Genomic DNA, 14,138 nt, shown 5'->3' with positions numbered 1-14,138 from the left:
CGTCCAACCGTGAACATCCCCACCTGGGTCTGGATCGCCTCCGTCGGCGTCACCGTCCTCTTCCTGGTCTTCGACGTCATCCACATGATGCGCAACCCGCACACCCCCACGATGAGGGAGTGCCTGCGCCACCTGGCCTTCTTCGTCGGGTCGGCCGTCCTGTTCGGCATCGGGGTGTGGTACTTCGCCGGCTACGACTACGGCCTGCAGTTCTTTGCCGGCTGGCTGACGGAGTACTCCCTGTCGATCGACAACCTGTTCATCTTCTTGATCATCATGAGCAAGTTCGCGGTCCCGGAGAAGCTCCAGCAGACCGCTCTGATGGTGGGCATCATGATCGCGCTGGTGCTGCGCGGCATCTTCATCGCGGTGGGCGCCACCCTCATCAACCAGTTCGCCTGGATCTTCTACCTGTTCGGCGCGTTCCTCATCTACACGGCGGTCAAGCTGGCGTTCGAGGGCGAGAGCGACGACGACGAGTACGAGGAGAACGCCTTCACGAAGTGGGTCACCCGGCGGTTCCCGGCCACCGACCAGTGGCACGGCCCCAAGATGTTCGCCCAGGTGGACGGCAAGCGGGTGATCACGCCCATGTTCCTGGTGATCCTGGCGCTGGGCACCACGGACCTGCTCTTCGCGCTCGACTCGATCCCCGCCATCTTCGGGCTCACCAAGGAGCCCTTCCTGGTGCTGATGGCCAACATCTTCGCGCTGATGGGTCTGCGGCAGCTGTACTTCCTCATCGGCGGCCTGCTGAAGCGGCTCGTCTACCTGGGTCTCGGACTGGCGGTCCTGCTGGCGTTCATCGGGGTCAAGCTCATCCTCCACGCCATGCACGAGAACACCCTGCCGTTCATCAACGGCGGCCACCACATCGAGTGGGCTCCGGAGATCCCGATCGCCGTGTCCCTGGGCGCCATCGTGCTGATCCTCGGCGTCACGACGATCGCCAGCCTGTGGAAGTCCAAGAAGGACGAGCGGGCGGGCCTGGAGCACTGACGGGCGTCATTCGGCCGTGAGCACCACGGCCGCGACCGGGCTCTGGACCCCGGGTCAGCCGATGTCGGCGGCCCGGGGTCTGCTCGTGCCCATGACGATGGCGCTCGCCACGACCACCAGGGTCATGCCGATCAGCTGCAGCCCGTCGAGAGTCTGGTGCAGCACGAGGAAACCCGCCAGGGCCGCGGTCGCGGGCTCGAGCGACAGCAGCACCCCGAACACCCGGGCGTCGAGGTGCCGCAGCGCAAGCAGCTCGAAGGAGTACGGGATCACGCTGGACAGGAGCGCGATGCCGAGGCCGCCGGCCACGACGGCGGTCGTCAGGCGATCGCCGTCCACGGTGGCGGCGCCCACGGGGATGACCAGCACCGCCGCCACCACCATGGCGAGGGTGAGCCCCTCCAGCCGGGCGAAGTGCCGCCCGACCTGCTGGCTGCACACGATGTAGGCCGCCCAGAAGGCGCCGGCGGACGCGGCGAACGCGATCCCCACGTGGTCGAGCTCGGCCCACGGCACCGTCAGGGCGCCGGAGATCAGGGCGATCCCTCCGAGTGCGGCCAGGACGGCCAGCGCGTCAGTCCCGCGTCGGGACAGGACCGCCGAGAGCGTCAGCGGGCCGACGAACTCGATGGTGACCGCGACCCCGATGGGCAGGCGCGCGAGGGACGCGTAGAAGGTGGAGTTCATCAGGGCCAGGCTGACGCCGAAGGCGACGACGGCCCACCACGCCTGGGGGCTGTGCCCGCGGACCCGGGGGCGCGCGACCACCAGCAGGACCAGGACGGCGAGCCCAAGCCGCAGGGCCACGGTGGCGGTGGGCCCGATCAGCGGGACCAGCAGGGCGGCCAGGGCGCCGCCCAGCTGGACGGACACGATGGCCGCGAGCACGAGCAGCAGCGGGGTGCTGCGACGGGTGTGGGCCGTCATCCGGTCCGACCCAGGCGTCCGAGGTCCTCGAGCCTGTCCTCGACGTATGCCGTGCCGAGGTGCTCGCGGATCGCGCGGGGACGGACGAGGTGGTGGGCGCTCACCCGCGTCATACTGCCTGCATGCAGCCGATCGACGCGAGCCAGGTCCTCCAGCGTGACCTCAAGGACATCGTCCGGCATGCCCCCGGGAGGCTGAGCATCCAGGTGGTCGGGCCCGAGGGCGTCCTCGCCGGGTGGGACTCCAACAGGGGGGTGCCGGCCGCGAGCCTGGTCAAGGTGCTCGTGCTGGTGGCGACGTTGCGTGAGGTGGAGGCGGGGCGGCTGAGCCTGGACCAGACCCTTCGGATCCCCGACGACCGCGTCGGCGGCGCGGGAGCGCTCAGCCTGCTGCCTTCGGTGGTCGAGCTGTCCGTCGTGGAGCTGCTGCGCCTGATGGTGACGCTGTCGGACAACGACGCGGCCAACCTGCTGCTGCGGCTGCTGGGGCACGACCGGGTCACCCGCTGCGGTCTGGAGCTCGGCCTGCGGCACACCCACGTGCGGCGAGACCTGATGGACAGCCGGTCGGCGAGCCAGGGCCGCGACAACACCACCACGGCCGCCGACCAGGCCGGGCTGCTCGCCGTGCTGCGGGCGGGCCAGGCCCTCGGTGCTCAGCAGACGGCGCTCGCGCTGGCCCTGCTGTCCGAGCAGCAGCACGCGTACGGCGTGACGGCGCTGCTGCCCGACGACGTGGTGCGCGGCTCCAAGCCGGGTGACCTGCCGGGGATCCGGCACGACGTGGCGCTGATCGAGACCGGTGGCGCCTGGGCTGCCGTGGCGGTGACGGCGACCGGGATGTATGACGACCGGCACGGTCAGGACTACTCGGTCAGCGTCCTGCCGGCGCTCGCCGCGGTGGGCGAGGCCGTGCTCGGCTGCCTGGCCCCGGGCGGGCCGCAGGAGCGGGTCGGCGGCTAGTGCCGGGCCGCACCCACCTCGTCCCTGGCCGCCACGAAGGCCCCGACGCACGCCCGGACGTCGTCCTCGGAGTGCGCCGCGGAGAGCTGGACCCGGATGCGAGCGCGCCCCTGCGGCACGACGGGGTAGCTGAACGGGATCACGTAGACGCCGCGCTCGAGCATCGCGTCGGCCACCTGACCCGCGGGGCGGGCGCCGTCCTCGCCGGGGAACATCACGGGGATGATGGCATGCTCGCCTGGCAGGAGCTCGAAGCCCGCCTCCGTCATCAGCCGACGGAAGAGCTCGGCGTTGCGGCGCAGCACCTCGCGGGGCTCGGCCGAGCCGCGCGCGATCTCCAGGGCCTTGAGCGACCCGGCGACCACCGAGGGGGCCACCGCGTTGGAGAAGAGGTAGGGGCGCGAGCGCTGGCGCAGCAGGTCCACGATCTCCTGGTGGGCACTGATGTAGCCGCCCGAGGCGCCGCCGAGGGCCTTGCCGAGCGTGCCCGACAGGATGTCGACCCGGTCCATGACGCCGAAGTGCTCCGGGGTGCCGCGGCCGCCGTCCCCGACGAAGCCGACCGCGTGCGAGTCGTCGACCATGACCATCGCGCCGAACTCCTCGGCCAGATCGCAGATCTGGGGCAGCGGCGCGAGGTAGCCATCCATCGAGAAGACCCCGTCGGTGACGACGACGACGCGGCGGGCGCCCCGCTCGTGCGCCGCCGCGAGCTGGGCCCGCAGGTCGGTCATGTCGGCGTTCTTGTACCGGAACCGCATCGCCTTGGAGAGCCGGATGCCGTCGATGAGGGAGGCGTGGTTGAGCTCGTCGCTGATGATCGCGTCCTCGGCGCCGAAGAGCACCTCGAAGACCCCGCCGTTGGCGTCGAAGCAGGAGCTGTAGAGGATCGTGTCATCCGTCCCCAGGAAGTCCGACAGCGCGCCCTCCAGGGCCTTGTGCTGGCTCTGGGTTCCGCAGATGAAGCGGACGCTCGCCATGCCGAAGCCCCACTCGCGCAGCGCCTCCGCGGCGGCGCGCTCCACCTCGGGGTGGTCCGCGAGGCCGAGGTAGTTGTTGGCGCAGAAGTTGAGGGCCTGCGCCCGGCTCGTGGTGACGTGCGCCGACTGGGGGCTGGTGAGCTGCCGCTCGGACTTCCACAGCCCCGCGTCCTTGATCTCCTGCAGGGTGCTGGCGAGCTCGTCCTTGATCGTGCCGTACATCGAATCTCCTAGGTGTCGCGGTCAGTCGGCGATCTCGAGGACGACCTTGCCGCACTCGCCGGAGCGCGCCGTCGCCCAGGCGTCGGGCCACTGCTCCAGCCCGACCCGGTGGGTGATGACCGACCGCACGGCGTCGCGCAGGGCAGCGCTGGTCTGCAGCATGAAGGTCATGTGGTACCACGTCTCGAACATCTCGCGCCCGTAGATGCCCTTGATCGTGAGCATGTGCGTGATGACGGTGCCCCAGTCGACGGGGAAGCCCTCCGTGGGCAGGCCCAGCATCGAGATCTTGGCGCCGAAGTTGCAGTTGTCGATCATGGCCTTCATCGCCGCCGGCGCGCCCGACATCTCCAGGCCGAGGTCGAAGCCCTCGGTCATGCCGAGCTCGCGCTGCACGTCGGCGAGGGACTCGCGACCCACGTTGACCACGCGCGTCGCCCCGGCGCCGGACGCCAGCTCGAGCCGGAAGTCGCTGAGGTCCGTCACCACGACGTGGCGCGCGCCGGCGTGCCGTGCGATCGCGGCGGCCATGACCCCGATGGGACCGGCGCCGGTGATCAGGACGTCCTCCCCGACCATGGGGAACTGCAGCGCGGTGTGCGTGGCGTTGCCGAAGGGGTCGAACAGTGCCCCCAGCTCTGGGTCGATGTCGTCGGGCTGCACCCAGACGTTGGTCGCGGGGACGACCACGTGGTCGGCGAAGGCGCCGTCCCGGTTGATGCCGATGCTGCTGGTGTGGAGGCACATGTGCCGGCGGCCGGCTCGGCAGTTGCGGCACATGCCGCACACGACGTGCCCCTCGACCGCGCAGCGCTGACCGACCTGCAGGTTGCCGGACCCGTGGGCGGTGACGACGTCGTCGGCGATGTCGACGATCTCGCCGTAGAACTCGTGGCCGAGCGTCATGGGCGGACGCACCATGGAGGCCGCCCACTCGTCCCACTGCTCCAGGTGCAGGTCGGTGCCGCAGAGCCCCGCCCGCATCACCTTGATCTTGACCTCGCCGCGGCCGACGTGCGGCTCCGGGACCTCTCTCAGCTCGAGACCAGGGCCGGCGTGGGGCTTGACGAGCGCGCGCATGAGGACACTTCCTTGAGAGATTCTCCGTCGAACACCGAGGACGGCGCCAAATCTAACGGCTGCGCGGGCCGGGCCCCACCGCGGGGTGCGGCCACGCGGGTCACCAGCCGCGGGCGCGCCACTCGTCGAGGTTGGGGCGCTCCGCGCCGAGCGTCGTGTCGCCCCCGTGGCCGGGGTAGACCCAGTCCGCGTCGTCGTACTCCCCGAAGATGCGCGTCTCGACGTCGTCGATGAGCTGGTCGAAGGACTGGCCGGGGTTCTTGGTGTTGCCGACGCCGCCGGGGAACAGGCTGTCGCCGGTGAACAGGTGCGAGTCGCCCTCGGGGTCGTCATAGGCGAGGGCGATCCCTCCGGGGGTGTGGCCGCGGAGCTCGATCACCCTCAGGGTGCTCTCGCCCAGGGTGATCGTGTCGCCGTGCGCGAGCTCGCGGTCGGGCCGGACCGGCAGGGCCCGGCCGTCCGCCGCGGAGGCGGCGGTCTCGACCCCGGTGTCCTCGACGACGTCCTTGAGCGCCCGCGTGTGGTCCCAGTGCTGGTGGGTCGTGACGACCAGGTCGAGCCGGCCCGTGCCCTCGGCGACGAGGGCGGTGATGCGCCCGACGTCGTCGGCGGCATCGACGAGCAGCTGGTGGCCGGTGGCCCGGTCGGTGAGCAGGTACACGTTGTTGTGCATGGACGACACCGCGGTCTTGCGGATGGTCAGGTGCGGCAGCTCCCGCACGTCGCTGGGGCCGCCGGGGGCGACGTCGCCGGTGTAGTCGGTGTGGGTCACGAAAGGTCCTCCTGCTGGTCGGGGGAGAGGTGGGGGAGCTGGTCGGGGGAGGGGGCGGTGACCTGGTCGGGTCGGCCCCGGACCAGCCACAGGAGCAGCCCCGCCCGGGGACCGCTGACGGTGGGCCGGCCGTCGCCGATGGCGACGACGTCGCGCTCGTCGGTGCGCAGCGTCATGGGCGGGCACCGCGGGTCGCTGCGGAGGTCGTCGACGGCCTCGTCGAACCACCGGCGGACGGCCTTGGCCGGGGCGTTCGCGAAGGTGTAGCCCGCGTCGAGGTCGACGTGGTGCCACACCACCTCTCGCAGCCGGTGGCCGGGCAGGTCGGCGCCGGTCAGCGCGGTCATGGCGGCGGGGTCGTTGCCAGCCTGCGCGGTCCGGGACATCGCCGACTCGGGCATGGCCGCGAGGGCGTCGACGATCTGCTGCGAGGTGTCGCGCAGCTCGGCCAGCAGCGTCTCGTAGGTCGCGGCGGCCCCGCGCTCGATGTCGGTGTCCCGCTCCTCGCGCGAGGGATACATCGGGGTGGGGTCGCCCTCGACGGTGGCCACGAGGTTGAGCATCGCCCGGGCGTTGCCGCTGAGGTGGCTGATCGCGTGGGCCCTGGTCCAGCCCTCGCACATCGACGGGTGCCGTATGCCGTCCGCGCCCAGCGCCTCGACGGTGGCGATCACGCGCGCCGACTCCACCCGGAGCAGCGCGAGGTCGGCGGCGTGCTGCTGGGCCCGTGCGTCCGTCATACGGACAAGACTAGACGAGCCGGGGGAGAGCTGCCCGCCAGCGTGCGAGCGTCCCCCGGACGCCGCGACGAGGCGCCGAGGCGTCAGGGAGGGGTATGTCGGTGGTGGCACCTAGCATGGCGGTCGTGCCTGATGCTTCTGTCGCCCCTCGCCGCGCCCACGACCGTCTGATCGTCCGTGGAGCACGCGAGCACAACCTCCGCAACGTCTCCGTCGACCTGCCCCGCGACTCCCTGGTGGTCTTCACCGGGCTGTCGGGCTCCGGCAAGTCGTCGCTGGCGTTCGACACGATCTTCGCCGAGGGCCAGCGTCGCTACGTCGAGAGCCTGTCCGCCTACGCCCGTCAGTTCCTCGGTCAGATGGACAAGCCTGACGTCGACTTCATCGAGGGGCTGTCCCCGGCGGTCTCGATCGACCAGAAGTCGACCAACCGCAACCCTCGCTCGACGGTGGGCACGATCACCGAGGTGTACGACTACCTCCGGCTGCTCTTCGCCCGGGCCGGGCACCCGCACTGCCCCGTGTGCGGCGAGCCGGTCGGCCGGCAGACCCCTCAGCAGATCGTCGACCAGCTGCTCGCGCTGCCGGAGCGCACCCGATTCCAGGTGCTGGCTCCGGTGGTGCAGGGCCGCAAGGGCGAGTTCGTGGACCTGTTCGCCGAGCTGCAGACCAAGGGCTTCTCCCGGGCCAGGGTCGACGGGCAGACGGTGTCGCTGACCGAGCCGCCAACGCTGGAGAAGCAGCGCAAGCACACCATCGAGGTGGTGGTGGACCGGTTGGTGGCCAAGGGGGACGACGCCACCAGCAAGCGCAGGCTCACGGACTCGGTCGAGACCGCCCTGCGCCTCACCGGCGGGATCCTGGTCGTGGACTTCGTCGACGTCAAGGACGGCGACGTCGACGACGACGGGCAGGCCCTCCCGCAGCAGCGGCGGTTCTCCGAAAAGATGGCCTGCCCCAACAACCATCCCCTGTCCATCGACGAGGTGGAGCCGCGGTCCTTCTCGTTCAACTCGCCGTTCGGCGCGTGCCCCAAGTGCACCGGTCTGGGCACCGAGCTGGAGGTCGACCCGGACCTGCTGGTCCCGGACGACGAGCTGAGCATCCGCCAGGGCGCCATCGCGCCCTGGGCCCAGGGATCGGGGGCCCAGGACTACTTCCTGCGGGTCATCGACGCGCTGGCCAAGGACCTGTCGTTCAGCCTGGACGTGCCCTGGCGCTCGCTGCCCGAGCGGGCCAGGGAGGCGCTGCTGCACGGGCAGGACTACAAGGTCCACGTCAAGTACCGCAACCGCTACGGCCGCGACCGTTCCTACACCACCGGCTTCGAGGGCGTGGTGCCCTTCGTCCGGCGGCGGCATGCCGAGACGGAGTCCGAGTGGTCGCGCGAGCGCTACGAGGGCTACATGCGCGAGATCCCCTGCCCGGCCTGCAACGGGGCCCGCCTCAAGCCGGAGATCCTGTCGATCCTGCTCGGGGGCCGGTCGATCGCCGAGGTCTGCGCCCTGCCCATCGACGAGTGCGCGGCCTTCCTGCGCGACGTGGAGCTCTCGGCCCGCGAGCAGCAGATCGCGGAGCGGGTGATCAAGGAGATCCACGCGCGGCTCGGCTTCCTGCTCGACGTCGGCCTCGACTACCTCTCGCTGGACCGCCCCGCCGGCACCCTGTCCGGTGGCGAGGCGCAGCGCATCCGCCTCGCCACGCAGATCGGGTCGGGCCTCGTCGGCGTGCTCTACGTCCTCGACGAGCCATCCATCGGCCTGCACCAGCGAGACAACCACCGGTTGATCGAGACGCTGACCCGGCTGCGGGACCTCGGCAACACGCTCATCGTCGTCGAGCACGACGAGGACACCATCGCCACCGCGGACTGGGTCGTCGACATCGGCCCCGGCGCCGGCGAGCACGGCGGCCATGTGGTCCACAGCGGGTCGGTGGACGACCTGCTCGCCAACGACGAGTCCCTCACGGGGCGCTACCTGTCGGGACGGCGGGAGATCCCCATGCCCGCGGTCCGCCGCCCGCAGGAGCCTGGCCGCGAGGTGACGGTCGTGGGCGCCAAGGAGCACAACCTGCACGGGGTGGACGTGTCCTTCCCCCTCGGCAACCTCGTCGCCGTGACCGGGGTGTCCGGCTCCGGCAAGTCCACGCTGGTCAACGACATCCTCTACACCGTCCTCGCCAACAAGCTCAACGGTGCCCGGCAGGTGCCGGGACGCCACCGCACCGTCACCGGGCTGGAGCACCTCGACAAGGTCGTGCACGTGGACCAGTCGCCGATCGGCCGTACGCCGCGGTCCAACCCGGCGACCTACACCGGGGTGTTCGACCACATGCGCAAGCTCTTCGCGCAGACCACGGAGGCCAAGGTCCGCGGCTACCAGCCGGGACGGTTCTCGTTCAACGTCAAGGGTGGTCGCTGCGACAATTGCAACGGCGACGGCACCATCAAGATCGAGATGAACTTCCTCCCGGACGTCTACGTCCCCTGCGAGGTGTGCCACGGGGCGCGCTACAACCGCGAGACCCTCGAGGTGCACTACAAGGGCAAGACCATCGCCGACGTCCTGGACATGCCCATCGAGGAGGCCGCCACCTTCTTCGAGGCCGTCCCCGCGATCTCGCGCCACCTCAAGACCCTCGTCGAGGTGGGCCTCGGCTACGTCCGCCTCGGACAGCCCGCCACGACCCTGTCCGGCGGGGAGGCGCAGCGCGTCAAGCTGGCCGCGGAGCTGCAGAAGCGCTCCTCGGGCCGCACCATCTACGTCCTCGACGAGCCGACCACGGGCCTGCACTTCGAGGACATCCGCAAGCTCCTCCTGGTGCTGCAGGGGCTGGTCGACAAGGGCAACACCGTGCTGGTGATCGAGCACAACCTCGATGTCATCAAGAACGCCGACTGGATCGTCGACATGGGCCCGGAGGGTGGCAACCGTGGCGGCACGGTCGTCGCGACGGGCACGCCGGAGCAGGTCGCCGAGGTCTCGGGGTCCTACACCGGTCAGTTCCTGCGACCCGTGCTGGCCAAGACCACCGAGCGGTCCGACGTCTCTATGGCCGCGCCGGTCGAGCGACCCGCCAAGGGCGCGGCCAAGAAGGCCGCGAGGTCCGCCGGCAAGGCGGCTGCGGTGACGACCTCCGGCAAGGGGACGTCCACGGGCAGGGCCACCGCAAAGAAGGCTGCGCCGCGCAAGGCGGCATCGCGCTCGGCCTGATCCCGCGCCCTGCCCTGCTCCACCCACGCGCCGTGACCGGGCGCGTGGGTAGGGATACTCTGGCCGCCCCCTGAGCGGGCTGGCCAGCATGGGGCCATGGCCAGGTACTTCGACCCCCAGTCGTGCCCCGTCTGCGGCGCCGACCTCCCGAGCGCAGTCACCCGGTGCCCCGAGTGCCGTCTGCGGCTGACGCACCCGACGGTCGGTCGGCTCGCGACGCTGCTGTCCGAGGCGGACCGCACCAAGGACGCCCTCGTCGCCGACCCGACCGCCTTCCGCGCCGACCCGACCGCCCTCCACCCTGACCCGACCGCCTCGCAGGGGGCCGATCACCGGCTCGGGCCCGGGCCCGGGCCCGAGCCGGTGGCGGGGACGGCCCCCGCCGCCGCCCCGACCGCAGACCCCGTGCGTCACTCGGCGGTGCGCAGCACCCTGCTCCTCGTGGGCGCGTTGTGCCTGCTGGGAGCGGGCAGCGTGTTCGCCCTCGTGACCTGGATGCTCCTGCCGTGGCAGGCCCGTCTCGTCGTGATGCTGGGCCTCGCGGGGGGCGCCCTGGCGGTCGCGCCGATCCTGCGCCGTCGGGGGCTGCCGGGCTCCGCCGAGACGGCGGGGGCGCTGGCGACGGGCTTCCACCTCATCGGCCTGGCCGTTGCCGCGCCTCACGCCGAGGAGCCGCGCGTCGTGCACGCCCTCGGTCTGGCCGTCCTCTGCGCGGTGGGCTGGGGGAGCCTGCACCGGGGGCTGCGGCGCGGGGTGCTGTGGCGCAGCGCCGACGCGGCGGGGGCCGTCGGCCTGGGCGGTCTCGGTCTGCTCCTGGTCGAGCAGGCGCACCGCCATGGTCCCTGGGTGGCCGTCGTGCTCGTCCTGGGGATCCCCGCGCTCGCCGACCTCCTGGCGCGTCGGCCGCGGGTGACCCGCGCGGCCCCGGTCTCCGTGTGGTCCGCCGCGCTGGTCCTCGGCGTGATGACGGTGGTGCTGGTCGAGCAGGCCGTCCTCGCCGCACGGGCCGAGCACGCCCTGGGCACCGGGCTGCTGGCCGGCTGGCCGCTGCCCTGGCTCGCCACCGTCCTGGTCACCGCGGCACGAGCGGCCGTGCCGCTGGCCTGGTCGCGGGTCGCGCTCGCGCTGGACGCGGCGGCCGGCGCGCTGGTCGCCCTGTGGTGGCTGGTGGCCGCCGACGACCTGGCCGTCGCGGACGGTGCCTGGTCCTCCGTGGTGCTCGTGGCCGTCGTGGGCCTCGTCGGTGCCGTCGCGGTGCGGGCGACCGGCGACGTCCGGCCGCTCGTCGCGCTCGCGCCGGGCCTGCTCCTCACCGCGTCCGGGGTGGTGCCCGGGCTGGCGCTCGGGGCGTGGCAGGCCGCGCACCCCGTGCGGCAACCGTCCTCCCTGGTCTGGACCTGGCCGGTCTCGGCGTTGGTCCTGACGGTGCTCCTGCACGCGACTGGTCGCCGGCCCGCCGGGCGGCAAGAGCTGCGACGGATCCTCGGGATCCAGGGCGAGACCGCCGTCCTCGCGACTCTCGTCGTGCCCTGGTGCGCCTGGAACGGTGCCGGCGGATCCTCGGTGCCGATGGTCGCGCTGTCGGCCGGGTGGCTCCCGGCCGTCGGAGCGGCCGTCGCCGCCGCCGTCATCGTGGTGGGTGGGGCCATCGACGGGCGACGTCGCCGGCCTGACCCCTCCGCGAGCGTGTGGTGGGGTGCCGCCCTGCTGCTGACGCACGGCCACACCGAGCGGCTGGTGGCGGTCCTGCTCGTCGGTGCGGCCGGGTGCGCCGGATGGTCCCTGCTGCGGCGACGCCGGGCCCTCGGCATGGTCGCGACCGGTCTGCTCCTCGTGGCCTGCTGGTTGCTCCTGGCCATGGCCGACGTCACGGTGCCGGAGGCCTACACCCTGACGGCCGCGGCCTGCCTGGCCGCCTGGACGCTGCCCGCGACCCTGACGCTGCGAACCCCTTCCTACGCGGCCGTCCCGGCCCTGGCCGTGGCGCTCGCCCCCACCACGATGATGGGGGTCGACGACACGACCTCCGTCCGCGCCCTCGTGGGCATCGTCGCGGCGGTCGCACTCACGGCCCTCGGCGCGGCCCGCCGCCGCGCGGCCCACCTCTACGTCGGTGCCGCGGCGGCCGGGGCGTTGGCCCTCGCCCTGTGCGCTCCCGTCGTCAGCCTGCTGCCGCCGTGGCTGCCGCTGGCGGTCGGCGGCGGGGTCCTGGTCGGGCTCGGCGTGACCTGGGAGGCCCGTCTCGCCGAGCTGCGGAGGGTGAGGTCCTATGCCGCTGCGCTGCGGTGAGCGATATCAGCCGGCGAGCACGTCGGCCGTCTGGCCCACGGCCCGGCGCCCGCCCTCGACGACGCCCGTCGACAGCACCCGCTCCTGGCGCTGCTGGCTGACCAGGGCCGCGACGGCGGTGACGGTGGCCCGGCGGCAGCGGGCTCAGCGCAGGACGTCGGCGACGAGCTTGGTGATCCCGTTGCCGTAGGTCTCGGACTCGCGGACCTCGAGGCGCTGCTTGTCCTTGTCGGTGTCGCTGAACAACCGCTTGCCGGCGCCGAGGAGGACCGGAAAGACCAGCAGGTGGTAGCGGTCGACCAGGCCGGCGTCGGCGAGGCCGTGCCCCAGGGTCGCGCTGCCGTGGACGATGATCGGGTCGCCGTCGGAGTCCCTCAGGGCGGCCACCTCGTCGAGGGACCGCAGGATCGAGGCGGGCCAGCGCGGGTCCGCCTCGGCGAGCGTCGTGGAGACGACGTAGCGGGGCATGGCGTTGTAGCCGGGGAACTCCTCGGTCATGCTCGGCCACACCGGCGCGAAGGCCTCGTAGCTCCTGCGCCCGACCAGCAGGGCGCCGGCCTCCTCCTGCTCACGACCCTTGATCTCGTAGGCGGCGGGGTCGAACGCGATGTCCTTGAAGGTCCACCCGCTGCTGCGGTGGCCGGGCTCGCCGCCGGGGGCTTCCATGACCCCGTCGAGGGACATGAACGCGGTGACGACGATGGGGCGCATGTGCTTCTCCTCGGCTGGACGACCAGATGGGGGCACGCTACCTGCGTGCCGCGCCCCCGGCGCATCGGGCCGAGGCGGTTCCGCGCGCCTCGGCCCGGGCCCCGGACTGGGTGGGCGCACCGGCATACGGCCGGGCACGTCAGGAGAGGTCACCACCACGCAGGGAGTCACCCCGGTCTTCTGGTTCGACGGCGACGCGGTCGAGGCCGCACGGCTGTGGACCTCCGTCACCCCCAACTCACGCATCCTCACCGACATCCCCTACCCCGAGGACGGCGACAAGGGAGAGCCGGGGACGGTGATGGTGGTCGAGTTCGAGCTCGACGGCAGGCCGTATGCCGGCCTCGACGGCGGGCCTCAGTCCCGTTCAGCGAGTGCGTCTCCCTCCAGGTCGTGTGCGACGACCAGGAGGAGGTCGATCGCATCTGGGTCGCGGCGCTGGAGGCGGCGGCGCAGGGATGACCTGACGACGGTGGGCCCCGACCCCGCCGTGCGAGGTCGGGGCCCACCGGTCAGGGCGACCGGGCGGTCACTCCTCGCCGAGGTAGGCCTTGCGCACCTCGTCCGAGGACAGCAGCTCCTGGCCCGTGCCCCGCAGCACGATCTTGCCGACCTCGAGGACATAGCCCACGTCGGAGATCTTGAGCGCCGCGTTGGCGTTCTGCTCGACCAGCAGGATCGTCGTGCCCTGGGCCTTGAGGGTCTGCACCGTCGACATGATCTTCTTCATCATCAGCGGGGACAGCCCCATCGACGGCTCGTCGAGCAGCATCAGGCGCGGACGCGACATCATGGCCCGACCCATGGCCAACATCTGCTGCTCACCGCCGGAGAAGGTCCCGGCCGGCTGCGAGCGACGCTCGCGCAGGATCGGGAACAGCTCGAACGCCGCGTCGAGGTCCTGCCGGACGGCCGAGGAGCCGTCCTTGCGGGCGAAGGCGCCGAGCATGAGGTTCTCCTCGACCGTCATGCGAGGAAAGATGCGCCGACCCTCGGGTGACTGCGCGAGGCCAAGGGTGACGATCTTGTGCGCAGGCACGTCGTCGATCCGCTTGCCCTCGAAGGTGATCGAGCCGCGCGCGGGCCGCAGGAGTCCCGAGATGGTCCGCAAGGTGGTGGTCTTGCCGGCACCGTTGGTGCCGATGAGCGAGACGACCTGGCCCTCCTCGACATCGAAGGAGATGCCCTTGACGGCCTCGATCTTGCCGTAGGCGACGCGCAGGTCCTTGACCTCGAGCATG

The 14,138-nt window shown here is 71.8% G+C and carries 11 protein-coding genes and 1 pseudogene; 5 read left to right on the top strand and 7 right to left on the bottom strand.

What is annotated here, in order from left to right; translation table 11 throughout:
• Nucleotides 1-9 precede the first annotated feature (9 nt).
• Nucleotides 10-999 carry a TerC family protein gene (locus tag ACF3NS_RS12975; RefSeq protein ID WP_288797552.1) on the top strand — a complete coding sequence of 330 codons (990 nt, stop codon included), beginning with the start codon at nucleotides 10-12 and terminating at the stop codon, nucleotides 997-999.
• A gap of 54 nt (nucleotides 1,000-1,053) precedes the next feature.
• On the opposite strand, the gene ACF3NS_RS12970 is transcribed toward ACF3NS_RS12975, so the two are convergent.
• On the bottom strand, nucleotides 1,054-1,926 hold the full coding sequence (locus ACF3NS_RS12970; RefSeq protein WP_289033736.1) for a DMT family transporter: 873 nt from the start codon (nucleotides 1,924-1,926) through the stop codon (nucleotides 1,054-1,056).
• 122 nt (nucleotides 1,927-2,048) lie between these two features.
• Between ACF3NS_RS12970 and ACF3NS_RS12965 the strand changes: the two genes are divergently transcribed.
• Nucleotides 2,049-2,888 carry a serine hydrolase gene (locus ACF3NS_RS12965; RefSeq protein WP_154591920.1) on the top strand — a complete coding sequence of 280 codons (840 nt, stop codon included), beginning with the start codon at nucleotides 2,049-2,051 and terminating at the stop codon, nucleotides 2,886-2,888.
• On the opposite strand, the gene ACF3NS_RS12960 is transcribed toward ACF3NS_RS12965, so the two are convergent.
• The 4 genes from ACF3NS_RS12960 to ACF3NS_RS12945 form a co-directional block, all read right to left on the bottom strand.
• Complete coding sequence (locus ACF3NS_RS12960; protein WP_392466503.1) at nucleotides 2,885-4,090, bottom strand: glycine C-acetyltransferase; 1,206 nt, start codon at nucleotides 4,088-4,090, stop codon at nucleotides 2,885-2,887. The two genes, ACF3NS_RS12965 and ACF3NS_RS12960, sit on opposite strands and share 4 nt — an antisense overlap.
• Before the next feature lie 21 nt (nucleotides 4,091-4,111).
• Nucleotides 4,112-5,170 (bottom strand): L-threonine 3-dehydrogenase, encoded by a 1,059-nt coding sequence (gene tdh, locus ACF3NS_RS12955; protein WP_392466500.1) that lies wholly within the window; start codon nucleotides 5,168-5,170, stop codon nucleotides 4,112-4,114.
• Nucleotides 5,171-5,270: 100 nt separating this feature from the next.
• Entirely contained in the window at nucleotides 5,271-5,942 is a 672-nt protein-coding gene (locus ACF3NS_RS12950) for an MBL fold metallo-hydrolase (protein WP_288797549.1), read from the bottom strand.
• Nucleotides 5,939-6,682 (bottom strand): maleylpyruvate isomerase family mycothiol-dependent enzyme, encoded by a 744-nt coding sequence (locus ACF3NS_RS12945; RefSeq protein ID WP_288797548.1) that lies wholly within the window; start codon nucleotides 6,680-6,682, stop codon nucleotides 5,939-5,941. The genes ACF3NS_RS12950 and ACF3NS_RS12945 overlap by 4 nt, the downstream gene beginning before the upstream one ends.
• A 116-nt stretch (nucleotides 6,683-6,798) precedes the next feature.
• Here ACF3NS_RS12945 and uvrA point away from each other — a divergent pair, with 116 nt between their 5' ends.
• Together uvrA and ACF3NS_RS12935 are read left to right on the top strand one after the other, a co-directional pair.
• Nucleotides 6,799-9,897, top strand: a complete 3,099-nt coding sequence (uvrA, locus tag ACF3NS_RS12940) for an excinuclease ABC subunit UvrA (protein ID WP_392469133.1) — start codon at nucleotides 6,799-6,801, stop codon at nucleotides 9,895-9,897.
• Nucleotides 9,898-9,993: 96 nt separating this feature from the next.
• Entirely contained in the window at nucleotides 9,994-12,186 is a 2,193-nt protein-coding gene (locus ACF3NS_RS12935) for an SCO7613 C-terminal domain-containing membrane protein (protein ID WP_392466498.1), read from the top strand.
• Nucleotides 12,187-12,330: 144 nt separating this feature from the next.
• Here the strand turns inward: ACF3NS_RS12935 and ACF3NS_RS12930 are convergent, their stop codons facing one another.
• Complete coding sequence (locus ACF3NS_RS12930) at nucleotides 12,331-12,897, bottom strand: dihydrofolate reductase family protein (RefSeq protein ID WP_154591914.1); 567 nt, start codon at nucleotides 12,895-12,897, stop codon at nucleotides 12,331-12,333.
• Here ACF3NS_RS12930 and ACF3NS_RS12925 point away from each other — a divergent pair.
• Nucleotides 12,794-13,264, top strand: a pseudogene (locus tag ACF3NS_RS12925) (VOC family protein); the annotation flags it as partial. The gene ACF3NS_RS12930 and the pseudogene ACF3NS_RS12925 sit on opposite strands and share 104 nt — an antisense overlap.
• Nucleotides 13,265-13,426: 162 nt before the next feature.
• Here the strand turns inward: ACF3NS_RS12925 and ACF3NS_RS12920 are convergent.
• A complete protein-coding gene (locus tag ACF3NS_RS12920; protein WP_249776243.1) occupies nucleotides 13,427-14,137 on the bottom strand; it encodes an ABC transporter ATP-binding protein in 711 nt (236 codons plus the stop codon).
• Nucleotide 14,138: the final 1 nt, after the last annotated feature.

Source organism: Arsenicicoccus cauae (genome assembly GCF_043162025.1).
GTDB lineage: Bacteria > Actinomycetota > Actinomycetes > Actinomycetales > Dermatophilaceae > Arsenicicoccus > Arsenicicoccus cauae.
Note: the sequence above shows the minus strand (reverse complement) of the source record. Positions and strands in the feature narration are given on the sequence as shown.